Source organism: Roseibium sp. QJM3NY_11, assembly GCF_056173175.1.
This window is the reverse complement of the sequence record NZ_CM149660.1, coordinates 1122975-1147720: the sequence shown is the minus strand read 5'-3', so window position 1 is coordinate 1147720 and position 24746 is coordinate 1122975. Positions and strand designations below refer to the sequence as shown.

Genomic DNA, 24746 nt, shown 5'->3' with positions numbered 1-24746 from the left:
GCCCGCTGCCCGTTACAAGCGTCAGTTTGAGTTCGCCAGGCCCAGAACCAGGTCAATCATTTCCTGCCCGCCTTCAACTTCGGCGGCGAATGCACTGTAGATCGGCACAGAGGCCTCGACGAATGCATCCTTGTCAGCCTCATTCACCTCGACACCGGCAGCCTTGATGACCTCCAGCAATTCGGTTTCCAGTTGGGCCGCTCTTTCGTAGGTGAAGTCCTGCGTGGACGCCGCACAGGCGGACAGACCGGCCTGGACATCCTCCGGCAGCTTCGCGAACCCCTTCTGCGAAGCGAGGATATAGGCAGGTGTGTAGACATGCCCAGTAATTGACAGGTACTTCTGGACTTCCTGGAACTTCGCGGATGCGATCTGCGCATAGGGGTTTTCCTGGCCGTCCATCACGCCGGTTTGCAACGCGGTAAACACGTCCGAGAAGGCCATTGGGGTCGGGTTTGCGCCGTATTCCGAGAACATCTTGACCCGCCACACGCCATTGGGCGTGCGAAGTTTGATGCCTTCGAGGTCACTCGGCACATTGATTGGCCGCGTGTTGTTGGTGATGTGGCGGAAGCCGTTCTCGGCCAGGCCAACGATGTGAAATCCGCCACCGTTTGCAGCCGCCTGAAACTTGTCCATCATCGCGTCTTGGACACGGCGCATGTGGTCGCGGTCACGGATGATGTAGGGCATCTCGAAAACGCCGAACGCATCATCGACGGAAGACATAACGGATGACGGAAGCGCGAAGTCGATCTGCTCCAGCTTGAGCCTTTGCAAAAGCTCCTTGTCCTTGCCCAACTGAGAAGAGCCGAAGGTCTGCACCTCGACTTTGCCGCCCATCGACGAATTCACACATTCCGCGAAATTGTCGACGCTTGCTTCAAACAGCGAACCAGGATTGCCGACATGGCCAAACTTCAGCGTGATGTCGGCGGCGAAGGCACCGCTTGTTCCGCCAATCGCAGCGGATGCGGCAATAAGAATTGCTTTGATGGTCATGAGTGATTCCTCCCTAGGAAATGTGACTGCTTTCGTCACTCTGCCGCGATCTGCGTGCCCTCCAGCATCGCCATCGCAGCTCCGACTCCCCCATCGTTGTGGGGAATTTTGGCCTTTGCCAGACCCATTTCAACGCCTGCCAGTGTAGCGACCAACATGAGGTCGTTGAAGTCACCGAGATGGCCAATTCGGAATACTTTATCGGCAACCTTCGACAGGCCGTTACCCAAAGAAATATCGTAATGTTCCAAGGTCGTTGCCCGGAACCCATCTGCACTATGGCCTTCCGGAACCATAACAGCCGTCAGCACGCCACTTTCCTGCCCCTGCTTGTTGCAAAGAACTTCCAGGCCCCAGGCGCGAACAGCAGCGCGTGCAGCTGCCCCGTGACGTGCATGTCGGGCAAAGACATTTTCCAGCCCTTCTTCGTGCAACATGTCAATGGCGACATTCAGTCCGTAAAGAAGGTTCGTGGCGGGCGTATACGGGAAGTATCCTGTTTTGTTCGGACCGACCATGTCCGCCCAATCCCAATATGATCGCTGTAACGTGGCCGAAGCGTTCGCCGCCATGGCCTTGGCACTTATCGCGTTGAACGAAAGGCCCGGCGGCAACATCAGCCCTTTTTGCGATCCGGACACGGTGACATCAACGCCCCATTCGTCGTGCTGGTAGTCCAGCGACGCGAGACCCGAAATTGTGTCGACCATGAACAACGCAGGATGTCCGGCGTTGTCGATGGCCTTGCGGACGGCAGCAATCGGCGAGACGGATCCTGTCGATGTCTCGTTGTGAACAACGCAAACGGCCTTGATCTCGTGATTTCTGTCTTCAGCCAGATACGCCTCGATCTGGTCCGGGTCTGCACCGCCGCGCCAGTCGCCTTCAATGAACTCGGGCTTCAAGCCCAGTTTCTCGGCGATCTTTTTCCACAACGTCGCAAAATGCCCGGTTTCAAACATCAGCACCCGGTCGCCCGGCGACAACACATTGACAAGCGCCGCCTCCCATCCGCCGGTGCCTGACGAAGGATAGATCACGACATTCTGTTCGGTCTTGAAGATGGTTTTGATCCCTTCCAGGGACTGCGTACCGACTTTGGCGAACGCTGGCCCCCTGTGGTCAATCACCTGACCGGAGATCGCGCGCAATATGCGATCCGGGACCGAACTCGGGCCGGGAATTTGCAGAAAATGACGACCAGCTTGTCTCATAATTCGAACCTTGTGGGACCTGCGTTTGAACGTGCGTCTCAGAATGACAGCGAAGTTGTGAAAATGCAATTTTTAATTCATAATTCATTTTAGACTGCACAAACCAAGGATCCTTCCGTTGAACAACATCGCGCGTGAACTTTCAAAAAGGGTGTCGGGCGATCTGATGTTCGATCCGTTTTCGCGCGGTCGCTACGCAACGGACGCATCGATTTATCAGATGATGCCTGTGGGCGTATTGGCGCCGAAATCAGAAAACGACATATTGGCGGCGATTGACTGCGCACGCGATCAAGGTGTGCCGATCCTGCCACGCGGCGGCGGTACATCCCAGTGTGGCCAGACCGTCAACGAAGCGCTGGTTTTGGATAACACTCAGTATTTCAATGAAATACTCGAACTTGATGTCGCCAACAGGCGCTGCGTCGTGCGCCCGGGCATCGTGCTCGATGAACTGAATCGGGTGCTCAAACCGCATGGGCTTTGGTTCCCGGTCGATGTCTCTACTGCTTCGCGCGCAACCATTGGCGGGATGACGGGGAACAACTCCTGCGGCGGGAAATCCATTCGATACGGCATGATGCGGGACAATGTGCTGTCGATTGACGCGATTTTGGCCGATGGCAGCAAACACCGATTTGGAACGGGTCTTACCGACCAGAACGCGGCCTACAACGCGCTCTCCAGGGATCTTGCGGCGGTCGGCCAAAGAGAAACGGCTGAAATCGCCGCCCGGTTCCCCAATGTCATGCGACGCGTGGGTGGCTACAACATCGACGCACTGACGTCTGGATTGAACACCCAGAACCTGGCGCATCTTCTTGTCGGCTCGGAAGGTACGCTTGCCTACACAACCGCGATCGAGTTGAAACTCTCCCCGCTTCAGGACGGCAAAGCCTTGGGCGTGTGTCACTTCCCGACCTTTCATCAGGCAATGGATGCCGCACAACATCTGGTGACGCTTGACCCCGAGGGCGTTGAGTTGGTCGATCATACGATGATCGCGCTGGCCCGGGACATTCCGCTTTTTGCCAGGACAATCGAAAATTTTGTGACAGGCGCGCCCGAGGCTTTGCTGCTGGTGGAATTCACGCAAGCCAACGGGGCGCAAAAGCTAAAAGACCTCGACCGGATGATGGGCGATCTCGGGTTTTCATGGACCGGGACCGGCAAGGCCTGGGGCGGCGTCACCGCGGTGACGGATGCAGGCCTGCAGGGACAGATCGCTGAATTGCGCAAATCCGGCCTCAACATAATGATGTCCATGAAGACCGCCGGGAAGCCCGTATCGTTTGTCGAGGATTGTGCGGTCGAACTGCCTGACCTTGCCGCCTACACGGCCGGGCTTACGGAGATTTTTGAACGCCACGGCACCACAGGCACATGGTACGCACATGCGTCGGTCGGATGTCTGCATGTGCGCCCGGTGTTGAACCTGAAGCTGGACAATGACGTCGCCACAATGCGCGCGATTGCCGAGGAATGTTTTGACCTTGTCGCCCGCTACAAGGGGTCGCATTCAGGCGAACATGGTGACGGCATCGTCCGCTCGGAATTTAATGAAAAGATGTTTGGCTCCCGGATGGTCGCGACCTTTAAGGAGGTCAAAGATCGTTTCGATCCGACCGGCGTGTTCAACCCTGGCAAGATCGTCAATGCGCCGAAGATGGATGACCGTAGCCTTTTCCGCTATGGACCGGGATATCAGACCTCACACCTGAAAACCGAACTGGATTGGTCCGAGTGGACCGGAAAAGACGGCGGATTCCAGGGTGCGGTTGAAATGTGCAACAACAATGGAGCCTGTCGCAAACTGAAGGGGGGCGTCATGTGTCCCTCGTTTCGGGTAACGCGCAAGGAACGAGACCTGACCCGCGGCCGCGCCAACACCCTCCGTCTTGCGATATCCGGTCAGCTTGGGCCTGACGCACTGGTGTCCGAAGAGATGGCGGATGCGATGAAGCTTTGCGTGTCCTGCAAGGGCTGCAAGCGCGAGTGCCCGACAGGCGTGGATATGGCGCGGATGAAGATTGAGGTGCTCTCTGCGCGCGCCAAGAAGCACGGCCTGAGCATTCATGATCGGCTTGTCGGCTATCTGCCGCGATACGCGCCCTGGGCGGCGAAATTGCCTTTTCTGCTGAACCTGCGGGACAAGGTGCCCGGTTTGGCCAAAGCAACAGAACGATTGACGGGTTTCACCGCAAAACGCCCCTTGCCCAAATGGGTCGCCAAACCGTTCAGGGATACCGAAGTCAGCGCGACCTCAACGCCGGACGCCGCTCTGTTTGTTGACAGTTTCAACCGTTATTTCGAGCCTGAAAACCTGCGCGCGGCAGTCAGGGTTCTGAACGCGGCTGGCGTTTCGGTTGATGTGGTGAAACCTGCAGACACCAGCCGTCCATTGTGTTGTGGCCGTACGTTTCTGTCGGTCGGACTGGTTGATCAAGCGCGGCAAGAGGCCAAACGGCTGGTCGATGCTCTTTTGCCTTATGCAGAACGTGGCATTCCCATCATCGGCTTGGAACCAAGCTGCCTGCTGACCCTTCGCGACGAGATACCGGTGTTGTTGCCCGGAGAAGACAGTGCAAAGATCGCCAGACTGGCCCTGATGTTCGAGGAGTTCATTGCCGATCAGAGGGACAATCCGCAGTTCATTTCGCGCCTTCAGTCTCCGGCGCCCGAGGTCAGGTTGCACGGGCACTGTCACCAGAAAGCAATGGGGGTCATGCCGGCAATCGAACGAACGCTGGCCCTCTTGCCGGACACCAATGTTACCAAGATCGAAAGCAGCTGCTGTGGCATGGCAGGCGCATTCGGCTACGGTGTGGACACATATGACACGTCGATAAAGATGGCCGAACTGGACGTTCTTCCAGCTGCGCGCGCCGCATCCAGTGACGCAATCATCGTGGCCGATGGCACGTCTTGTCGCCACCAGATCGCAGATAACACCGATTGCAATCCGATGCACATAGCCCGACTTCTCGACTTGGCACTGAAACGAGTGTAAACGCTGCAAATGACTGATGTATCCGCAAACATGATAATCGAACGAAGGTCGCTTCACCTTGAATTGGTGGAGCGTCTGCGTCCTTTGATCATTGAGGGCCAGATGGCCGCGGGCAAAAAGGTCCCGGAAAAGGCCCTTTGCGAACAATTCAGTGTATCACGGACCCCATTGCGCGAAGCGTTGAAGGTTTTGGCCGCAGAGGGGTTGGTCCGATTGGAACCAAATCGCGGAGCATGGGTCACCGTCGTCACAATGGAAGAGGTCGAAGAGGTCTTTCCGGTGCTCGCCGTTCTTGAGGGCCTGTCGGGGGAGTTGGCCTGCGAAAAGATCTCTGATGAGGAAATCGCCAAGATCCGCTCACTTCACGACGCAATGATACAAAGCTATCGTGACAGGGACTTGGCCGCTTATTTCAAGTTGAACCAGGAAATCCATCTAGGCATACTTTCTGCGGCAAGAAACGAGACCCTGGCTAACTCCAGCATGGCATTGTCAGCACGTATGCTGCGCGCACGATATGCGGCCAATATGTCTGACGAGCGCTGGCGCGAAGCCGTGGACGAACACAATGAAATCATTCGAACGCTGGAAGCGCGCGATGGCAAGAAGCTGGCGTCAATCTTGTTTATTCACATGAAAAACAAGCAAACTTCGGTGCTGCGCTGGTTGCAGAACGCACCCGACGTTGAAGCCGTTTAAGGCACACTGGTCTCAGTGTGCCTTTGAATTGGCGCTGTCAGAATGACATCGCCGGCATCGCTTCTCACGCGGAAGCGCTCCGAACAAACGCATTCTCAGCCTTTTGCGCGTTCATCCGGAAACGGAGCTGGCAGTCCGCAATCAGCGGCAAGCACATTCAGGTCGCGCCGCAGAGCGGGGTTCAGGGCAAGGCCGATGGACCGGCGCGCATCAGCTGCCGCGGTCTTGCCGTCACCCGGCAAACGCACGGGATCATGACCCGGAAGCGGCTCCGAGGCACGCATCTCGTCAAAGACCCGGCTGGCGGTGCTCGCAAAGTCGTCCCCAATTCCAAAGGCTACGGGATCAAGTGCCATGACAAACATTCCGGTATTGGTGGAAGAGGTCGTGTCGTTCGTGAAATCGACGACGTCTGATCCGAAGGCAGCCCCGTTGAGGACACCTGCCATAAGCCCGATTGCAACCGACAGCCCGAACCCTTTCGCGCCGCCGATCGGCAGGAGGAAGCCCTCCGATTTCCGGGTTGGATCCGTGAGCGGTTTACCGTCCCGCCCAACCATCCAGCCTTCCGGCATCTCCTTGCCCTGTTGCAGAAGCGTCTTGATCTTTCCCATCGCTGCAACGGTGGTGGCCATGTCGAATACGAATGGATCGGCACCGGCGGCAGGCGCCGAAAACGCAATCGGGTTGGTGCCAAGAAGAAGGTCGGTTCCCCCGTACGGAGGAACGTGGTTCGCGCTTCCGACTGCCGCCGCCATGCCAAGCAGACCAGCCTCGGCTTGCGGCCTCACATAGAGCGCCAGGGGCCCGGCATGATTGCCGCGGCGAACGCCAACCCAGCCGATACCGGCAGCGCGTGCCTTTTCGATGGCCAGATCACGCGCCGCGGACATTGCAAGATGACCAAGTCCGTCGTCCCCGTCGATCACGCCCGTGGCAATTGTTTCATGCGCCACGGTCACCGACGGGGTCGGGTTGCAGCCGCCCCCGTCCAGACGCGCCAGGTACTGCCGCAGGCGAAAAACACCGTGTGTGCCATACCCGAAGATGTCCGCCTCTACCATGAGTGTGGCGACTTTGACGGCATCATCATGCGGGACGCCCTTCGACTGCAGCGCCGCCGAAACGAAATCGCGCAGGGTATGCACCGGTATGGTGGATGCTTCAGTGATCGTGTGCACCTACGGATTCCTTCTGCCAGAAGACGACCTTGCGCTGCGTCCATTGCACGATCAGGTACAGCGCCAGCCCGACGAGGCTCAGATACAGGATCAAGGAGAACACGCGCGGCGTATTGAGCTGGGATGCAGCGACCCGGATCAGTTCGCCAAAACCTTTGCCGCCGCCCAGGAATTCGCCCGTGATCGCGCCAGCCATCACGCCAACGGCGCCGATCTTGAGCCCTGTGAAGATCTGCGGAAGCCCGGTTGGAAGCTTCATCTTGATCAATGTCTGCATCCGGCTCGCGCCCATGGTCTTGAAGAGCATGCGGGCATTTTCATCAGCTGAGTGAAGGCCCGCCGCCGTTCCAACCACGATCGGGAAGGTGGCGATAAACGCCGCCAGCGACACTTTGGATTCGATGCCAAAGCCCAGCCAGGCCACAAAGAGGGGCGCAAAGGCGACCTTCGGCATGGTGTCGATGGCCACCAGGTAGGGCATGACAGCTTTTTCCCCGAACACTGTTTCGCCGACGAGGACGCCAAGCGAGAAGCCGATGGCGATGGCAAGCGCGAAGCCGTAGAGAACCTCCTGGATCGTGATCCAAAGAGAGCCAAGCATATAGCCGCCGCTAAAAAGATTGCTTCCAACAAAAATCATATCGTCGAAGGTTTCCCACGGCGTGGGCAAAATGATCGGCGAAACGAGCTCGAGGCGCGTCACCACATCCCATGTGCCGATGAAAACCACGAACACGAATGTCATGGCGATCCAGCGGGGTATGGAATCGATAAAAGCAACTTCCTGAACCCAGACGGTATCGTCCGCAGCCCCGGTTTCTGGCTGCTGATTGATCGGCGCATCAGTCACATGCCTTCTCCCTTGTCCAACATGCTGCGAATGTGATCCACGATTTCGCCAAATCTCGGTGTCGTCATCAAGTCAAGCGTGCGCGGCCGGGGCAGATCAACCTTGACGATCTCAGCAATTCGGCCCGGGCGTGGTTTCATCACGACGATCTCATCCGACAGGATGACCGCTTCTTGAATGGAATGGGTGACCAGAAAGGCCGTCGCGTCCTGCTCACGGCAAATTCTTTGCAATTCCATATTCATCATGTCGCGAGACAGCTCGTCGAGCGCGCTGAACGGCTCGTCCAGAAGCAGAACCGCCGGTTCAGTAATCAGCATCCGGCAAATAGAGGCGCGCTGCGCCATGCCGCCAGACAATTCGTTGGGATAAACGTTCTCAAACCCCTTCAGCCCGACCATGTCGAGAAGGTCATGCGCCTTTTTCTTGGCTTTCTTGGCAGCCGCTTTTCCATCCCGGATCTCGATCGGCAGCACGATGTTTTCAACCGCAGTCTTCCATGGGAAGAGCGTGGCCTGCTGGAACATCATTCCGATGTCCCGCCGCGGGCCGGTAACAGGCTTGTCCTGAAGGACCACACGGCCTTTTGTGGGAGGAATGAGACCTGCCATGATCTTCAACAGGGTCGATTTCCCGCAACCGCTTGATCCGATGATCGACGTGAAGCTCCCGTGGCGCAAGGTGAGATCCACGTTCTCCAGCGCGACCACCGAATTGCGCGCGTAGGTTTTACTGACGTTGGTCAACTCATAAACCGGCGCATCAGATGATGCGCCGGAGTATTCATATGCCAATGGGGCGTTCATTTGCCGACAGCCGAATTTCCGAGTTCAGCGAACTCATTGGTCCAAACCGCGCTCAGATCGTCGAGAGGACCCGAGATTTCATTGCCAGCGACAAGAGCATCCTGCCACTCTTGCCACACTTGCGCCGGATACCAGCCGAGATGCGGGCTGTCGCCACCAGCAATCGTCTTTGAGCGTACCGCGTCGAACAGTGCCGCCTGGAACTCCTTGTCTTCACCTTCCTGCGGGTTGCCTGCAGCAAGGTGGGCAAGGACCGCATCACGATTGGCATCGTCCAGTGCAAAGGCATGGCCCTTGGCAAAGGCCCGGCTCCAACCTTCGACAAGCTCACGGTCGTTTGCGATCGTATCGGCCATGGTGGCGATACCGTTGCCGAAGAAACGGCCGAACTCGGCGGGCGTGATGTCACGCACCTTCATGCCGCGCTGGTTGAGAACGGCGGTATCTGCGGTGGACGCCGAGTAGGCGTCAATCTCGCCGTTCAGAAACGCCGCGGTTGCCGGGCCGCCGTCACCGACAGTGAGGAACTCAAAGTCAGTGCCTTCGACCATTCCGGCACCCGACAGCACGTTGCGGGCAAAGCCCACCTCGGCACCGTCCGCTGTACCGGTCCCGATAACTTTGCCGCGCAGGTCCTCGATCGACTGATAGTCGGATTCTTCCTGGACCGCGATTCCAAAGTTGCTCCGTGCAGCCACGTTGTAGATATGCACCGCGTTCACGCCGCGCGAGCGCGCTGCGATCATCGGGCCGGGGCCCGGACGGCCAAAGTGCGCTTGCCCTGCCGACAATGCCTGCAAAACCGCACCCGAACCGTTGATGGCTTCGACCGTAACGTTCAGGCCTTCGTCTTCAAAATAACCTTCGCCGATGGCGACGAAGACCGGAAATGAGTTGATGGCAGACGGGCTCGGCTGCACGAAAGTGATTTCGCGCAGGCTTTGCGCAAAGGCACCCTTTCCTAGCAGTCCCGCTACCGGCACCGCCGACAGCAACGACGTAAATGTTCTACGATTCATCATAACGCTTAGTCCTCCCTTCGCGTTCTTTCCAATCCCCCTCGTCCTATCGGCGTCTTCGGAAGATCGCTTATACGGCGCGCACCGAGTTCGTGAGCGTGCCGATCCCTGAAATTTTACAAGTGACGGTATCGCCATCTTTTAGGAAACTTGGTGGGTCCATGGCGTATCCCACGCCCGACGGCGTGCCGGTCGCGATGATGTCACCGGGCTCCAAAGTCATCCCCTCCGACAACGAGGCGATGAGTGTCTCGATATCGAAAATCATGTCCGCGGTATTGCCGTCCTGCCGGGTCTCACCATTCACCGTGAGTGAAATCGGCAATGCATGAGGATCATCAATGGCGTCCGCGGTCACGATCCAGGGGCCCATGGGGCACGAGCCATCAAAGGCCTTTCCCTTGAAATTCTGCCCGCCATGGCGGCGCTGGACGTCGCGGGCGGAGATGTCATTCAAAATGGTGTAGCCGAAGACGTGTTTCATTGCGTCCGCTCTGGCGATATTGCGCCCCGGCGTGCCGATAATCACCGCCAGTTCAACTTCGTAGTCAGTCTGTTTTGAGACGGTCGGAAAAGTCAGCACATCGCCCCCCGGGCCCACGATGGACGTTGGTGGCTTGGTGAAGAAAACCGGATATTCGGTTACGCCGACCTTTTGCTTTTGTGCCCGGTCCCCCTCGGCGATGTGTTCCGTGTAGTTGCGCCCGACACAAAGAACATTCTTGCGAATGACCGGAATTGGCGCCAGCAGCTCTGCTCCTTCGGTCAAAATTGCCGTATCAAGAGCACCGGCTTCGGCGTCTGCCACAAGACTGCGAGCGACATCGAGCGTCTCTGGCGGTCCGCCAATCAGAAGGAGCATTGAATTTGCCTTCAATGCCTCGGCGGCAGGTCCCGTCAGATGGTGCGCGGCTTTGGACAGGCTCAAAAGGCGGTCGTCATTCAGAACGGCCGCACACATTTGCTCTCCACCCGCTGACACTGTGGCTAGTCGCACGATATTTTCCTCCCGACACTGTCTTTTTTGCAGCAGAGTGTCGCGATATCCTGCGATCTCTTGCTAACCTTGCCGATAAGAGTTGATTGACTCTCGCTCTAATTCAATCAACCAATCAGTAAATTGGGTGGCGATATGAATGAGACAACCGCGGTATCACAAAGACTGCGTGACCTGATCGACAGTGCCGGATATCGGTTGAATGACCGCATCTTGCCCGAGCGCGAACTGTGCAAACGTCTGGACACGACACGCAACCAACTGCGCAAGGCCCTTGCCGATCTGGAGGCGCAAGGGTTGATCTGGCGGCATGTCGGTCGCGGCACTTTTGTTGGCTCGCGGCCCGTCCTGAACCTTCAGGATGTTACCTACCTTCGTGACCAGATAAAGCCCGAACAGGTGATCACGGTCCGATACAGCATTGAGCCGGAACTGGCGCGGCTTGCGGCCAAAAACGCGAGCAAATCCGACTGTGAACAAATGAAAATATGCGCCGAGAAGTGCTGCGAAGCAAAGGATTGGCGCGCTTACGAAGCCTGGGACAACAAGTTGCACCACGTGATCGCACGCGGCACACGCAATCAGCTTTACCTGTATTTTTTCGAAACGTTGAACTCGGTACGCCGCTCGATTGTCTGGGGCCAACCGCGCGATACCCGCAAGCCCGGACCCGGCTATACCAGCTTTGTCGAACACGATGCGATTGTGCGCGCCATCACGGCCAGAAACGGAGAACTGGCCATGCAGATGATGCAGCAACATCTTCGTTCAGTTTATTCGCGGATGATGCCGGAGGTCGTTTTGGGGGAGGATTGAGGCCCGACCAATCCGGGAAATGGTTGACCTCAACTCACTGCCGACAAGTTTGTTTCTTGCGTATTCGATCCAGGTCACAGAGCAAGTGATCCTAAATCGGCATCGCGCGTCCGTGGGCCTGACAACATCCGATTCGAGGCGAGGAAAGCTATGTCTGAGCATGTTATCGAGACACCAAAGGTACACGTCATTCCCACCAGCAACGGAAGGTCTGAACCGCACAGGGTTTCCCGGAGACCGTTTGGTTTAACTTTTGCGGCCATGGCTGCCTGATTCAGCATGGCGTGGTATCGTTCTTCAGCCTCGGTTGGCGGTAGGGCGCCGATAGGCTCCGGACGTTGTCGGCGGCTCTTGTACCAGTAGATCCGTTCCAGCCTGGCAAACACCACGGCTTCGAAGTTTCGCCAAGGTCCCGGCCGATGGATAACCTCGGCCTTGTAAAAACCGTTGATCGTTACGGCAAGTGCATCGTCGTAACTGACGCCAACGCTTCCGACAGACAGCTCGATGCCCGCCCCTCAGAATAGCGAATGGGCCTGCTGCCGATTTTCACCGGGACCCGACCCGTGATCAGGATTTGAGATTTTCGCGCTTTGGCGCCGAACTTTCCCTGGACTGTCAGGTCCCCGGTCTCCCCGTCGCATTGTTCCACCTCGGCTTTTGAACGCAGGAAAGCCCGCTGGTTTCCCAAGCGGGCATTTGATTTGTTTTCGTTGTCAGGATTTGTTGTTTTGTGCCGTTCTGCGCCGGGCTTTTCCCTTCTTGAAGGAGCCCACAGAGGTTCTGACCGGCATCCGTTGAGCAACAAAAAACCCCGCCAGCTATGCTGACGGGGTTGTTGTTTGGTTGCGGGAGCTTGATCACGCCGAGGCTTACAAAAATACCATGCTGCTTGTGTCCTGACAGGCACATCGGATGTTGATGGCACGGAGGATATTTCAGGCCGTGCTGACACAATCGAACGCAGGGTTCATGTCGTTGTTTCGTCAGGCAGGCGACGGCGACTTTCCGAAAGACGCCTTTGCTTCGGCTGCCGTGTAACGGCCCAATCGGACATCCTGCTCGATCAGATCGTTCTCCCGCTCTTCCGGAGGTCCGTAACCGCCGCCCCCCGGAGTACCGACCCGGACCCTGTCGCCTGGTTGAAGGGGAATGTCCTGCGCCTTGGAAAGGTGCTCGGGAACCATGGCCTTCCCGTCCTGCCAGACCGTGACGGAATTTGGCTGACCGTCCTGTCCACCAAGGGCGCCCTGCGGCCCGAACCGTCCGTGATCCATGACAAAGCTGGCCGTTGCATGGCCTCGGAGCAGCTCGATCTCGTAATCCAGTCCGAACCCGCCCCGATGCCTGCCCGCGCCCCCGGACCCTTCCCTGAGCGCATAGCGATGATAGAGAACGGGAAACTGCTGCTCCATGATTTCCACCGGCGGCGCCTTGGAAATCCCGATCGTCGAACAGCCGTTGGTCAATCCGTCGTGATCGGAATTGCCTCCGTAACCGCCTCCCGAGATCTGATACATCACGAACTCGCGTCCGCTTGCCGGATCATATCCGCCGAGTGCGAAGTTTCCGGAACTGCCTGCCGGTGCAGCCGTCACCCTGTCCGGCAATGCTTCCACGAGAGCGGCAAAGACGGCCTCGGCAACCCGTTGGCTGACCTCCGCCGCACATCCGGAAACCGGCCGCGGATATTGCGCGTCGAGAAAGGTCCCTTCCGGACGGCGCACCTTGAGCGGTTCGAAAGCGCCTGCACTGATCGGCACTTCGGGAAAGATATGACGCATGGCGAGATAGACCGAAGACAGGGTCGTCGCCAGAACGGAATTCATCGGCCCTTTGCAGGGATCGGAAGAACCGGAAAAATCGAACATCAGTTCACCGTCAGCCGCTTCGATCGCCAGATTGATTACAAGTGGTTCGTTGACCACGCCGTCGGAATCCACATAGGCCTTGGAGCGGTAGATCCCGTTCGGGATCAGCCGCACGTTCGCGCGCATCTGATCCGCCGCACGCTGTCTGAGTTCCTCGATCGACTGCTTCACGACATCGTCCCCGTACCGGTCGAGGATCCTCGTCAACCGCTCCGCGCCGACCAGCAGCGCGGCGGCCTGGGCCTTGACGTTGCCGATCCGCTGATCGGCAACGCGGATGTTCGAGCAAATGATGGAATAGATTTCGCGGTCGAGCTCACCTTGTTTGAACAGGCGGACCGGCGGCAGCCGCAACCCCTCCTGCTCCACCGAAGTTGCAGATGCGGAAAAGCCGCCCGGAACCGCACCGCCTGTGTCGGGCCAGTGCCCCGTATTCGACAGCCAGCAAAAAATGTCGCCGTCCCGGTAAAAGGGCATGGCAAACCGCACATCCATCAGATGCGTGCCGCCCAGATAGGGATCGTTGACGATATAGATGTCGCCCTCCGCCGGAGCCGCGACTTCGCCCCGCCCGATCATCTCGATCAGGACACGTGTCGAGTACTGCATTGTACCGACAAAGACCGGCAGCCCTTGTGACCCCTGCGCGATCAAGGACCCGTCCCGCGCGGAATAGATCCCGTCGGACCGGTCATTTGCCTCCGCGATCACGGGAGAAAACGCGGCGCGGGAGAAACTGAGATCCATCTCGTCGCAGACCTGCTGCAGGCCGGACTGAATGACGCTGAGGGTGATCGGATCAATGCTCATGCGCCGGCGGCTCCCAGTTCAATGATGATATTGCCGTCCGGGTCTTGCACGGCCTTGTCGCGCGGATCGATGACGATCGTCGTGTCCATCTGTTCAATGATGGCAGGCCCGGTGATCTCCGCATCGAGCGGAAGGTGATCGCGCCAGTAGATCGGCGTGTCCATCAGGTTGTCGAACCACACAGCCCGGCGACCCGTCATCGCGTCCTGGAAAGAGCCCTTCCGTCCGGAAGGATCGATCAGCAGCGAAAGGTCTATTTCGGATCTGCGGCCGATCACGGAGCAATTAACGTTGACGAGACTTGCCTTGATCTCCGGCAATTCCACGTGAAAACGATTGAAATAGGACTTTTCGAAAAGATGTTGCAGTTCGTCCAGGCTCGGACGGGGCCCTGACAACGGCACCCGCAGGAGATGGGTCTGCCCGATGAATTGCATGTCGACGGAATAGACCTCCCTGAGTTCCTCGATCTGAACATTTTCCTTTTCGATGAGAGCCCTGCCTTCAGACGCCTGGGTGTCGAACAGCGCGTATACATCTTCGATCTCCAGAACCGACAGCGGCTTGTTGACCGTGTTGACGAAATCATGACGCAGGTCGGCCACAACGCAGCCCAATGCGTTGGTAATCCCGGGACGCGAGGGGACCAGGACCCGGGGAACGCCGAGCTCCCTCGCGATGGAGGTCGCGTGCAACGGGCCGGCGCCGCCGAAGGCAAACAAGGCATAGTCGCGCGGGTCTTCGCCAAGACTGACGGAAACCATACGCACCGCGTCGGCCATGCGGGTATTGGCTATTCTCAGGACAGCGGCAGCCGCCTCCTGAGCGCCGATCCCCAATGGCTTTCCAAGTTTTTCGGAAAAAATCTCCTCGATATCCGCCAGCGACACTGTCGAGGACACGGAATTGAGTTTCTCGGGATTCATGCGGCCGAGAAGGATATTGGCGTCGGAAATAGTCGGCTCTGTGCCCCCCCGGCCATAACAGACAGGACCGGGCATTGACCCTGCGCTCTCCGGGCCGACCTGCAGCAGGCCCGCTTCCGTGATCCGGGCGATCGAGCCTCCGCCGGCACCCACCGTGCGCACATCCACCATCGGTACATGGATCGGCATGGCATATTCGATTTCGATCTCGTTGGAGACTGCCGGTTCCGCATCGCGGATGAGCGCGACGTTCCGTCGAGGTTCCACCCATGTCGTAGGTCAGAAGGTTTGGAATTCCGGCACGACGCCCGGTGTATGCGGCGGCCATGACACCAGATGCCGGACCAGACATGACTGTCTTGGCCGCCTCGACGGCGACATGGCGTGCGGAGACCATCCCCCCGTTGCCATTCATGACCAGGACATCGTGCCGGTAGCCTTTTTCGGAGAGCTGATCGGCCAGCCGCTCGACATAGCGGCGCAGCAAGGGTTGCACGGACGCGTTGATGGCTGCGGTCACGCCGCGTTCGAACTCCCGGCTTTCCGACAGGAGAGCGTGACCAAGAGTGATGTTTTCATTCGGCCAGATTTCAGCCGCGATTTCACCGGCCCTGATTTCATGCGCCGGATTGGCGTAGGCGTGCAGAAAATGCACCACGAGTGCCTCGCAGCCCTTGTCCAGCAGTTCCCGCAAGGCCCTTTTGAAGGCGTCCTCGTCCAGGGGCTTGTACACTGTCCCATCGGCCATCAAACGCTCGGGCACTTCCAGCCTCAGGTCCCGCGGTATCACAGGCCTGAACTCGCCTTTCATGCCGTAAGCCTGGGGCCGGGTGCGCCGCCCGAGTTCCAGAATGTCCCGGAACCCCTCCGTCGTGACCAGGCCGGTCGTGCAAAGGGTCCGTTCCAGCACGGCGTTGGTCGTTGTGGTGGTGCCGTGAACGATCAGATCAAGCGCGGAAAGATCGGCATCGGCGAGTTCCAGCGCCTTGAGAACACCGAACGCCTGATTGTCCAGCGTTGTCGGCGTTTTAGCCAGCCGGACCGACCTTGTTTCGGCGTCATACATGACGAGATCCGTAAAGGTCCCGCCAACGTCAACACCTGCCACCTTGGAGGTGGCCAGATCTCCGGCTGCTTGCAGATGCGAAGTGTCGGGAGCGCTTGATGGGGATGATTTCATTTATTGGTCTGTTCTTAGTCTAGGGTGCGCTCGTTGAAGTTCATGCCCGCTTGAGGGCTTTGATCGCGGCAAGAACCTTGTCCGGTGTCGCCGGCAGATGCGCGACACGCGCACCGCATGCATCTTTGATTGCGTTCAAGATCGCCGGTGCGGTCGGGATCAGGCAGTGTTCGCCCAGTCCCTTGGCACCATAGGGGCCGTGCTCGTCACCGGTCTCCAGAATGAAGGTCTCGATGGGTGGCACGTCGCCAAAGGTCGGAATGAGGTAATCGTGAAAATTTTCCGTCCGGCCCGGCAAGAACTCCTCCATCAGCGCCATGCCAATTCCCTGTGCCACGCCACCTTGCACCTGCCCTTCCACCAGAAGAGGATTGATCGCCTTGCCGACATCGTGCGCGGCCGTGATCTTCAACAGTTTCACGGTCCCGAGTTCGAGATCCACTTCGAGTTCGGCCATCTGGGCGGTCGTGCCGAACACCGCATAGGGAACGCCCTGGCCATTCTCGTCGAGAGGCTGGGTGGGTGGATCGTAGGTTCCGGCCACCTCCAGAACATACTCAGCAGAGTCCGGTTCCAGCATCACGAGTGATATTTCCCTTTCCTCACGGTCGTCCGAAACGCTGATGAGACCGTCGGCGAATTTCAGCTCGGCCTCGGCCGAAACGTTCGCAAGACGTAAAATTCGAGCCCTCAGAGTTTCCCCTGCCAGACGGGCCGCATTGCCGGTGACAAAGGTCTGACGACTGGCCGAGGTCTTGCCGGCATCCGGTGTCAGGTCGGTGTCCGGTCCGACGAGTTCGATCTGGTGGACAGGAGCCCCCAGCGCTGTTGCAAAGATCTGCGCAATGACCGTATTGGACCCCTGACCGATATCGACCGCGCCCTGATGCAGCACGATTCTGCCACTGGCACGAACGCCTGCCTTGATCGTCGACGGGTTCGACATGGATGTGTTTCCGCAGCCGTACCAGCCGCCTGCGATACCGACACCGCGACGCACGGGCCCGCCCTTGGCGTTGAAGCTGCCGGCCTCCTCCAGCGCCCGGATCCAGGACGGTTCCAGTGCGTCGAAACAATCGACAATACCCATACCTGTCTCGAAGACCTGTCCGGTCACTGTCGGGTCGCCGTTTTTCAAGGCATTCCTGCGGCGAAATTCCAGGCGGTCGATGCCGAGGGCATTGGCAAGATCGTCATAGAGCGGTTCCTGCGCGAGCGCCGATTGCGGCACGCCGAAACCTCGGAACGCGCCGGACGGTGTTGTATTGGTGTGAATCCCGGCGCTGCGGGCAATATAGTTCGGCGTCAGGTAGGGACCGGACGCATGGATGGGAACCCGGTTCGCAACCGTCGGACCCCAGCTCGCATAGGCTCCGGTGTTGAAAATCCCGTCGAACTCGACAGCGGCGATGTTGCCGTCCCTGTCTGCGCCGATCTTCATCGCAATTTCAGACGGATGGCGCTTGGTCGAGGTCGTGATCGACTCAATCCGGCTGTAGGTGACACGCACCGGTTTGCGCAGGATCCACGCTGCCAGCGCCACATAAGGCTGGGCGGTCAGATCAAGCTTTGATCCGAACCCGCCACCGACCGCAGTCGGAATGACACGAACATCGTTCTTGCTCAATCCAAGCAGAACAGCCAGTCCTTCCTGGTTCATCACCGGCGCTTGCGTGCAGCAATGCACTTCTATCCGGTCGCCGACACGCCGCGCGAATGCGGCTTCCGGTTCGATGTAGGCATGCTCTACGAAGCCCGTCGAGAACCGGCCTTCGACGACAACGTCAGCGGCCTCCATGGCCGCTTCCGCGTCTCCTTTTTGGACAAAACCGCGGCACATGACGTTGTCTGCTCTTTCTTTGTGCAAGTCGTCAATGGCTGATGCTTCGCCTGGAATCAGGGCGTGGGGAAGAGCGGTGAATGCCACTGGAAAATGCGCCAATTCCAGCGCATTCACCAACTCCCCAGGGCCGACAATGGCTGCGACGGCCTCATTCTTGAAGCGGGTTTCACCCTCGGCAAACATCGGCTGATCCTCGAAGCCCGGAATCACGCCAAAACAGTTTTTCCCGGGCACATCTGTTGCGGTCAGGATCAGGTCGAGGCCGTTTTCCAAACAGTACGCCTCGAGGTCGCCGAATGTGAAGCCTGCCCGGTGATGCGGGCACCGAACCACACGCAGAACCAAAGCGTCTTCGCTGGCAACATCGTCGCTGAAAAGCTCGGTGCCGGTTACCTTCTGCAGTCCGTCGATGCGGGCCATCGGCACGCCGACGCCACCGACCGGAGTGCCATCCGAGATTTCACAGTCCATCACCGCGTCAATGATTTTTCGGTATCCGGTGCAGCGGCAAAGGACACCGCCGAGGGCATCTTGAACGTCTTGCTCGTTCGGCGCCTGTTTCTCGCGCAGCAGTCCGACAGCGGCAACCATCATCCCCGGAGTACAGATGCCGCATTGCGCGGCCTGATGCCGTTGAAAGGAGTTGGCAAGAGCCTTGGCAATTTCACTGTTCCGAACGAGCCCTGCCTGCGTTTCGACCTGCGCGCCCTCAACTTGGCCCAGCGCTGTTGTACAGGCGCACACGGCCTCGCCGTCGATGAGAACAGTACAGGCTCCGCAATCACCGGCATCGCAGCCAACCTTGACATCTGTCGCACCGGCGCGCTCCCGCAAGGCAAAGGAAAGTCGTTCGCCGGGAGGTCCGCCAAGCCGGACACGGCAGCCGTTCAGTTCCAAAGATACGCAGGAGGACGGTTCATAATCCGCGATCGCCATGATCCTAACTCCCCCCTACGACAGCATGTTTGATGGCACGCGCGATCAATATTCTTACCGCGTCCAGACGATAGGCTGCTGGGGCACGGACATCGTCAATCGGCGTCAATTCCGACAGATCTGCAGTCTGAACGATTTCCCTGAATTCTACTGAACCCGGCAACGACCCCAGCAGCGCCTGCTCGAGGCCATGCAAACGCCTGGCGACTGCGGAACAGGCCCCCACGGCAATGGAAACTGCTTTAAGGTTCCCGTCTCCGGACACCGTCACGTTGACCGCCACCATCGCAATCGAAATGACCAGATACCTCCGGGCGCCGAGCTTCAGGAAAAATGACCGACTGCCAGGGTGTTTCGGGATATTGAGTGCGGTGACAAGCTCACCTGATTTCAGCTCCGTCCTGCGAACGCCCGTGATGAAATCGCACAGGGGTTCGGTCCGGACACCCTTCGGCCCGGCGATTTCCACTTCCGCATCCAGCGCGAGAAGCGGCGGAACCCCGTCGGCTGCCGGGGACGCATTGCAGACGTTGCCTGCAATCGTGCCGGCATTCTGGATTTGAAGAGACCCAACCTCGGCCGCAGCCAGCTGCAACGCCCTGAACTGAGCAGGCAACTGCGCATCCCGGATATCTGACCAGGTGGTAGTCGCACCGATGCGCCACCTGCCGGCCTCTTCGGAAATGCCCCGCAAAGCATCAATGGAACTAAGGTCCAATACCGGATCGGACGTTGTTTTTCCTGCGAGAGCCGGAAAGAAATCCGTTCCTCCGGCCAGCAGCCTGACCGGTTCGGTCGCCAGCACTTCAAGGGCGGCATTCAGAGAATCTGGTCGATGGAATTGCATCGGCAACCTCAATGCATTTCATTTGCATACTAACAAAATAAGACCCGACTGAATTGAAACTGTCAAGCACGGTCCACGAATTTATAGCTCAAATTTTGCGCATGCATTTTTTGTTTGCTTTTATATTTTTTATTCGTTTGTATACTAACAAAAATCACGAACCTCGCAGGCACGAAACAAGCCGGGAGTCATGTCGTCATGTCTGAAGCGCTCGATATCGAATTGCCGATTCTACAAGGGAAACCCTCACCTTTTCCCGTTCCTGGCGGATGCTACGCACTCACGGTGAATGAGGTTGAGCATTATTCTGCCACCTTGTTCCGTTTTCGCCTCACCCGGCCCCCGCAATTTCGATTCCGGTCGGGTGAGTTCGCCATGATCGGCCTTCCGAATGCAGAAAAACCGGTTTTCAGGGCCTATTCGGTCGCCAGCCCTGCGTGGGATGAAGAACTGGAATTCTATTCCATCAAGGTTCCGGACGGCCCGCTGACCGAGCATCTGCAGAAAATCCAGCCCGGCGACACTGTCCTGATGCGGAAAAAGGCGACTGGAACACTCGTCAACGACGCGCTTCTTCCTGGCAAACGCGTGTGGATGTTCTCAACGGGAACAGGCATAGCCCCCTTTGCCAGCCTCATTCGCGACCCGGAAACCTATGACAAGTTCGAGCAGGTGATCCTGACCCATGGCTGCCGGACATGCGAAGAACTCAAATACGGCGAGGACCTTGTCGCCAATTTGCGCGAAGACCCCCTGGTCGGTGAACTGGTTCGGGACAACCTCCTGCACTACACGACAGTGACAAGAGAGGATTTCACCAGGCGGGGCCGCCTGACCGACCTGATTGTCAGCGGAAAACTCTTCAATGATCTCGGCTTGCCGAGGATCTCCCCCGAAGAAGACCGCGCCATGATCTGTGGCTCCATGGCTATGCTCAAGGACACGAAGGAACTCTGCATCAGCCACGGACTGACAGAGGGCGCGAACAACAAACCGTCCCAGTTTGTTGTGGAACGAGCATTTGTCGATTGAAGATCGTGATGCGAATTCCGGCATGGCTGCACAGCAATTCAGCGCTGAGCGCGCGCAATCCGCATTGACACGTTTTTCGAAAATATGTTTGCATACTAACGAAATGCAGACGCCGTACAAAGGGAGTCAGGACGTTGACTGCTGCTGAAGGCAAGCCAGAAAAGATCCGTTGCGACGCCTGTCCGGTGATGTGCTACATCGCTGAAGGCCGTTCCGGCGCCTGCGACCGCTATGCCAACGACAACGGCCAGCTGGTGCGCCTCGATCCCTTGAAAATTCTCGAACACACCGAGGCGTCCGGCAGAGATGTCGTTCCCTTCCTGGAAAAGGAATGGGACGGCGAAATTGTGCCCGGCAAGGACGGTTTCGTCACGGCCATAGGCGCAGGAACGACCTATCCCGACTACAAGCCCGCGCCTTTCATAGTGGCCTCTGAAGTCGATGGCATCGACATGATCACGGTCGTGACCGAAGGGATTTTCAGCTACTGCGGCGTCAAGCTGAAGATCGACACGGACCGTCACCTCGGCGAGGAATGCGCGCCCGTGCGGTCGGGTGGAGAAGTGATCGGCCACGTAACAACATCGGAGTATGGCAGCCAGATGCTCTCCATTGGCGGAGTGCATCACCTCACCGGGGGCTCGAAAAAAGAAGGCCGGCTGACCTGTTCGACAATGCTTGCACTGTGCAACGGTGAAGACGTCGCGCTTGAAATCGATGGTGGTGCGAACCTTCAGGTCCAGGCGGGCAAGGCCCCGATCATCAATGGCACATCCGAAGAACGGATGCGGGTCGGTTGCGGGTCGGCAACCGTCGGAATGTTCGCCGCGCAATGGAAAGGGCTTGTCGATGAAGTGGTCGTTGTCGACGATCACATCACCGGTGTCATGTCCGAGCACCAGGCGGGCAAGGTCATCGGATGGGAACCGACAGGCGTCAAGATCAACGGGCGCCGTTCCACGCCGGGGCGCTATTTCCAGGTGGCCGAGCCGGGGACGGGATGGGGTGGAACCAACCTGCAGGACCCACTGGCCATTCTCGGGAACTTCGACACCAGGACCGCTAGACCCGGGTTGAGCCTGCTGATGGTCTCCACAACCGGAGAACATGCCGCCTATTACGAACTCGATGAAGAGCTGTTGCCGGTTCAAAAGGAGATGCCCGACCGGCTCCTTCCTTCGGTGAAACGGATCGAGGACAATTGCGAACCGGCTCTGACCTCGGTGCTCTTCATGGCAGGAGCCGGCGGATCCCTGCGGTCCGGAGTAACGGAACATCCTGTCGGCCTGACCCGGTCCGTCCAGCAGTCCCTGACCTATGTGAGCTGCGGCGGTGCGCCGGTCTATATCTGGCCAGGCGGCGGCATAACCCTGATGGCCGATGTGACACGCATGCCGAAGAATGCCTTCGGCTACGTTCCAACGCCGGCGCTTGTGGCACCGATCGAATTCACGATGCGCGCAGAAGACTATCGGGCACTCGGTGGGCACATGGACTACGTCATGCCGCTGCAAGAGGCCCTGTCCGGAAAAACCGGCAGGCAAAACGATCACATTCTGACCGGCCGACGTGGTGTTGCCACACCGGCCGACAGCCCTTGGCCGACAAGGGCGAACGCCTACCCGTGGAAAGGGACATCCTGATGACCCGCCGGACCTGGTCGGAAACACCCACGGCACGGATGCTCCCGGACGGGCGGCGGCTTCATCTTCAGCATGGACCGATCGACCTCGTACTGGAGGCCTTCGGCGCACCGGAGGAGGTGTCCGAAGCCTATGCCCGGGTCCGGGCCGCTTTCCCGGCCGTCCTCACCGGCCTTACGGATGAATTGCCGCGCCTGCGTGCGGCCTCCGGACCGCCGCCTGCTGGACCGGTCGCGAAGACCATGTGGGCGGCAACGCAGCCCTTCACGCCTGAATTCATCACGCCAATGGCCGCTGTTGCCGGTAGTGTGGCAGACCATGTCCTGAGCATCTTGCGCGATGGCCGGACATTGACCAGGGCCTATGTGAACAACGGCGGTGACATTGCGCTGTTCGTCCGGGAAGGGTCATTCAGGATCGGCATATGCGACGATCCCGCAATTGGCCTGTCGGGCGGATCGGTGGAAATCGGTCCTGACGACGGAATCGGTGGTCTGGCCACAAGCGGCTGGCGCGGCCGGTCCCATTCGCTGGGAATCGCAGACGCGGTGACGGTCCTGGCCTCAAGCGCAGCCCAAGCCGATGCTGCCGCAACGCTGATCGCCAACAAGGTAGACTTGCCGCGGTCCTCCAAAATTGGGCGCACATCAGCCTCGGATTTGTCTCCGGACAGCGATCTTCAAGACAGGCCGGTAACAACGGGCGTTGCGGAACTGACGCCAAACGAAATTGAAGCAGCGCTTCAGCGCGGTGTCGAAACGGCGCAACACTATCGGACGACAGGACGAATTGTGGCCGCCTATATCGCCTTGTCCGGCGAGCGCCGCGTCGTTTCTCCAGCACAGCACATAACAACAAGCGAAATGAGGGAGGCAGCCTGTGCTTGAACCGATCCTGCGCAAGACCGCAGTGACACTGGAAGAGATCTTTCATGAAGGCGGCCCGGCATCGGAGCACCCTCTGCGCCGCGTGGCCATGGTCAGCGTCATCGAGAACCCGTTTGCGGGATCCTATGTCGAAGACATCTCGGGCTTCATGGACGATCTCAAACCACTCGGCCTGCGAATGGCGGAGAGGATGGTGACCGTACTTGGCGGAGATGCCAGCGTCATTGAAGGCTATGGCAAGGGCGCCATCGTCGGAATTGCCGGAGAGCTGGAGCACGGAGCGCTCTGGCATGTTCCCGGAGGCTATTCCATGCGCGAAATCCTGCCCGCATCCAACGCAATCGTGCCCTCGACGAAAAAGGTGGGCGGGCCGGGCACCACGCTCGATGTTCCGGTAACCCACTGCAACGCATCCTATGTCCGCTCCCACTTCGATTCGATGGAGGTCGGTCTGGCTGACGGGCCGAAAGCCAACGAAATTCTGCTGGCGCTCGTGATGACCACCGGCCCGCGCATTCATGCACGTGTCGGTGGCCTGAAAGCTTCCGAGATAAAGGGAGAAGACGGTCTGAGATGACGGCCCTGATCCGCAAACTTGTTACCACTCTGGAAACGGTCAGTCGAGAGGCCGGTCAGCGGGTAGCCCCTGCGTCCGTGCGTGTGTGCTGCTCGGCTGTCGTGACCAATCCGGTAGCGGGCCGGTTTGCGGAAGATCTTTCCGAGCTGATCGAGATCGGAGCGGAGATGGGTGATCTGCTCGCCAGAAGATGCCTTGAAGTCAGCGGATTGCAGCCGGCGGATATTCAGAGTTTCGGCAAGGCCGCGCTGGTCGGAGAAGCCGGCGAACTAGAACATGCAGCTGCGGTTCTGCATCCCGCACTCGGCGCACCTTTGCGCGGCGTGATCGGGGGCGGCAAGGCGCTGGTGCCCTCCTCGAAAAAGATGGGCGGGCCGGGAGACACGCTTGACGTGCCGCTTGGCCACAAGGATGCGGCCTACGTCCGTTCCCACTTCGATGGAATGCCAGCGCGGATTTCCGACGCCCCCCGCGCCGACGAAATTCTGATTGCGATTGCCCTTTCACCCACAGGCCGCCCATTGCCGAGAGTCGGGGGGCTGACCCACAGCAAACTCACAGGAACCGACGGTTTGAGATAGCCGTAGACAGGAGGGAGAG

Annotated in this window: 18 protein-coding genes and 2 pseudogenes; 8 read left to right on the top strand and 12 right to left on the bottom strand. The window is 58.6% G+C overall.

Annotated features, from left to right (window positions below; genetic code table 11):
- Positions 1–21: 21 nt before the first annotated feature.
- Both AC0VX3_RS05240 and AC0VX3_RS05235 read right to left on the bottom strand, forming a co-directional pair.
- Complete coding sequence (locus tag AC0VX3_RS05240) at positions 22–1002, bottom strand: TRAP transporter substrate-binding protein (RefSeq protein WP_475523833.1); 981 nt, start codon at positions 1000–1002, stop codon at positions 22–24.
- 35 nt (positions 1003–1037) lie between these two features.
- Entirely contained in the window at positions 1038–2216 is a 1179-nt protein-coding gene (locus AC0VX3_RS05235) for a pyridoxal-phosphate-dependent aminotransferase family protein (RefSeq protein ID WP_475523832.1), read from the bottom strand.
- Positions 2217–2382: 166 nt separating this feature from the next.
- Between AC0VX3_RS05235 and AC0VX3_RS05230 the strand changes: the two genes are divergently transcribed.
- Both AC0VX3_RS05230 and AC0VX3_RS05225 read left to right on the top strand, forming a co-directional pair.
- Entirely contained in the window at positions 2383–5226 is a 2844-nt protein-coding gene (locus AC0VX3_RS05230) for an FAD-binding and (Fe-S)-binding domain-containing protein (RefSeq protein ID WP_475525138.1), read from the top strand.
- Positions 5227–5235: 9 nt separating this feature from the next.
- Entirely contained in the window at positions 5236–5925 is a 690-nt protein-coding gene (locus AC0VX3_RS05225) for a GntR family transcriptional regulator (protein ID WP_475523831.1), read from the top strand.
- Between the two features lie 95 nt (positions 5926–6020).
- On the opposite strand, the gene AC0VX3_RS05220 is transcribed toward AC0VX3_RS05225, so the two are convergent.
- The 5 genes from AC0VX3_RS05220 to AC0VX3_RS05200 all read right to left on the bottom strand — a co-directional run bounded on the left by AC0VX3_RS05220 (position 6021) and on the right by AC0VX3_RS05200 (position 10742).
- Positions 6021–7106 carry an Ldh family oxidoreductase gene (locus tag AC0VX3_RS05220; protein ID WP_475523830.1) on the bottom strand — a complete coding sequence of 362 codons (1086 nt, stop codon included), beginning with the start codon at positions 7104–7106 and terminating at the stop codon, positions 6021–6023.
- Positions 7090–7956: an ABC transporter permease gene (locus AC0VX3_RS05215; RefSeq protein WP_475523829.1), complete on the bottom strand. Its 867-nt coding sequence runs from the start codon at positions 7954–7956 to the stop codon at positions 7090–7092. The genes AC0VX3_RS05220 and AC0VX3_RS05215 overlap by 17 nt, the downstream gene beginning before the upstream one ends.
- Positions 7953–8762, bottom strand: coding sequence for an ABC transporter ATP-binding protein (locus AC0VX3_RS05210; RefSeq protein ID WP_342893187.1), 810 nt, complete (start codon positions 8760–8762; stop codon positions 7953–7955). Before AC0VX3_RS05210 ends, AC0VX3_RS05215 begins: the two co-directional genes overlap by 4 nt.
- Entirely contained in the window at positions 8759–9784 is a 1026-nt protein-coding gene (locus tag AC0VX3_RS05205) for an ABC transporter substrate-binding protein (RefSeq protein WP_475523828.1), read from the bottom strand. The genes AC0VX3_RS05210 and AC0VX3_RS05205 overlap by 4 nt, the downstream gene beginning before the upstream one ends.
- Before the next feature lie 67 nt (positions 9785–9851).
- Entirely contained in the window at positions 9852–10742 is an 891-nt protein-coding gene (locus AC0VX3_RS05200; protein ID WP_475523827.1) for a fumarylacetoacetate hydrolase family protein, read from the bottom strand.
- 171 nt (positions 10743–10913) lie between these two features.
- On the opposite strand from AC0VX3_RS05200, the gene AC0VX3_RS05195 reads away from it, so the two are divergent.
- A complete protein-coding gene (locus tag AC0VX3_RS05195) occupies positions 10914–11594 on the top strand; it encodes a FadR/GntR family transcriptional regulator (RefSeq protein WP_342893190.1) in 681 nt (226 codons plus the stop codon).
- A gap of 254 nt (positions 11595–11848) precedes the next feature.
- Here the strand turns inward: AC0VX3_RS05195 and AC0VX3_RS05190 are convergent.
- From AC0VX3_RS05190 to AC0VX3_RS05170, 5 genes and pseudogenes are all read right to left on the bottom strand, one after another.
- Positions 11849–12109 (bottom strand): annotated as a pseudogene (locus AC0VX3_RS05190) (IS3 family transposase); the annotation flags it as partial.
- Positions 12110–12580: 471 nt separating this feature from the next.
- On the bottom strand, positions 12581–14275 hold the full coding sequence (locus AC0VX3_RS05185; protein WP_475523826.1) for a hydantoinase B/oxoprolinase family protein: 1695 nt from the start codon (positions 14273–14275) through the stop codon (positions 12581–12583).
- A pseudogene (locus AC0VX3_RS05180) lies at positions 14272–16267 on the bottom strand (hydantoinase/oxoprolinase family protein). Before AC0VX3_RS05180 ends, AC0VX3_RS05185 begins: the two are co-directional and overlap by 4 nt.
- A gap of 154 nt (positions 16268–16421) precedes the next feature.
- Positions 16422–19160: a molybdopterin-dependent oxidoreductase gene (locus AC0VX3_RS05175; protein ID WP_475523825.1), complete on the bottom strand. Its 2739-nt coding sequence runs from the start codon at positions 19158–19160 to the stop codon at positions 16422–16424.
- Between the two features lie 4 nt (positions 19161–19164).
- A complete protein-coding gene (locus tag AC0VX3_RS05170; protein WP_475523824.1) occupies positions 19165–20007 on the bottom strand; it encodes an FAD binding domain-containing protein in 843 nt (280 codons plus the stop codon).
- Positions 20008–20205: 198 nt separating this feature from the next.
- On the opposite strand from AC0VX3_RS05170, the gene AC0VX3_RS05165 reads away from it, so the two are divergent.
- The 5 genes from AC0VX3_RS05165 to AC0VX3_RS05145 all read left to right on the top strand — a co-directional run bounded on the left by AC0VX3_RS05165 (position 20206) and on the right by AC0VX3_RS05145 (position 24727).
- Positions 20206–21039, top strand: a complete 834-nt coding sequence (locus tag AC0VX3_RS05165; RefSeq protein ID WP_475525137.1) for a ferredoxin--NADP reductase — start codon at positions 20206–20208, stop codon at positions 21037–21039.
- Between the two features lie 188 nt (positions 21040–21227).
- Positions 21228–22682 (top strand): 6-hydroxynicotinate reductase, encoded by a 1455-nt coding sequence (locus tag AC0VX3_RS05160; RefSeq protein WP_475525136.1) that lies wholly within the window; start codon positions 21228–21230, stop codon positions 22680–22682.
- Positions 22682–23569: a UPF0280 family protein gene (locus AC0VX3_RS05155; RefSeq protein WP_475523823.1), complete on the top strand. Its 888-nt coding sequence runs from the start codon at positions 22682–22684 to the stop codon at positions 23567–23569. Before AC0VX3_RS05160 ends, AC0VX3_RS05155 begins: the two co-directional genes overlap by 1 nt.
- Entirely contained in the window at positions 23562–24146 is a 585-nt protein-coding gene (locus tag AC0VX3_RS05150; RefSeq protein WP_475523822.1) for an amino acid synthesis family protein, read from the top strand. Before AC0VX3_RS05155 ends, AC0VX3_RS05150 begins: the two co-directional genes overlap by 8 nt.
- Positions 24143–24727, top strand: coding sequence for an amino acid synthesis family protein (locus AC0VX3_RS05145; RefSeq protein ID WP_475523821.1), 585 nt, complete (start codon positions 24143–24145; stop codon positions 24725–24727). The genes AC0VX3_RS05150 and AC0VX3_RS05145 overlap by 4 nt, the downstream gene beginning before the upstream one ends.
- Positions 24728–24746 lie beyond the last annotated feature (19 nt).

Excerpts from the sequence above, each read along its gene's own strand:
- AC0VX3_RS05185 (WP_475523826.1), bottom strand. The coding sequence starts at position 14,275 with ATGAGCATTGATCCGATCACCCTCAGCGTCATTCAGTCCGGCCTGCAG.
- AC0VX3_RS05145 (WP_475523821.1), top strand. The coding sequence starts at position 24,143 with ATGACGGCCCTGATCCGCAAACTTGTTACCACTCTGGAAACGGTCAGT.
- AC0VX3_RS05195 (WP_342893190.1), top strand. The coding sequence starts at position 10,914 with ATGAATGAGACAACCGCGGTATCACAAAGACTGCGTGACCTGATCGAC.
- AC0VX3_RS05165 (WP_475525137.1), top strand. The coding sequence starts at position 20,206 with ATGTCTGAAGCGCTCGATATCGAATTGCCGATTCTACAAGGGAAACCC.
- AC0VX3_RS05155 (WP_475523823.1), top strand. The coding sequence starts at position 22,682 with ATGACCCGCCGGACCTGGTCGGAAACACCCACGGCACGGATGCTCCCG.
- AC0VX3_RS05235 (WP_475523832.1), bottom strand. The coding sequence starts at position 2,216 with ATGAGACAAGCTGGTCGTCATTTTCTGCAAATTCCCGGCCCGAGTTCG.
- AC0VX3_RS05210 (WP_342893187.1), bottom strand. The coding sequence starts at position 8,762 with ATGAACGCCCCATTGGCATATGAATACTCCGGCGCATCATCTGATGCG.
- AC0VX3_RS05205 (WP_475523828.1), bottom strand. The coding sequence starts at position 9,784 with ATGATGAATCGTAGAACATTTACGTCGTTGCTGTCGGCGGTGCCGGTA.
- AC0VX3_RS05175 (WP_475523825.1), bottom strand. The coding sequence starts at position 19,160 with ATGGCGATCGCGGATTATGAACCGTCCTCCTGCGTATCTTTGGAACTG.
- AC0VX3_RS05225 (WP_475523831.1), top strand. The coding sequence starts at position 5,236 with ATGACTGATGTATCCGCAAACATGATAATCGAACGAAGGTCGCTTCAC.
- AC0VX3_RS05160 (WP_475525136.1), top strand. The coding sequence starts at position 21,228 with ATGTGCTACATCGCTGAAGGCCGTTCCGGCGCCTGCGACCGCTATGCC.
- AC0VX3_RS05230 (WP_475525138.1), top strand. The coding sequence starts at position 2,383 with ATGTTCGATCCGTTTTCGCGCGGTCGCTACGCAACGGACGCATCGATT.
- AC0VX3_RS05200 (WP_475523827.1), bottom strand. The coding sequence starts at position 10,742 with ATGTGTGCGGCCGTTCTGAATGACGACCGCCTTTTGAGCCTGTCCAAA.
- AC0VX3_RS05170 (WP_475523824.1), bottom strand. The coding sequence starts at position 20,007 with ATGCAATTCCATCGACCAGATTCTCTGAATGCCGCCCTTGAAGTGCTG.
- AC0VX3_RS05240 (WP_475523833.1), bottom strand. The coding sequence starts at position 1,002 with ATGACCATCAAAGCAATTCTTATTGCCGCATCCGCTGCGATTGGCGGA.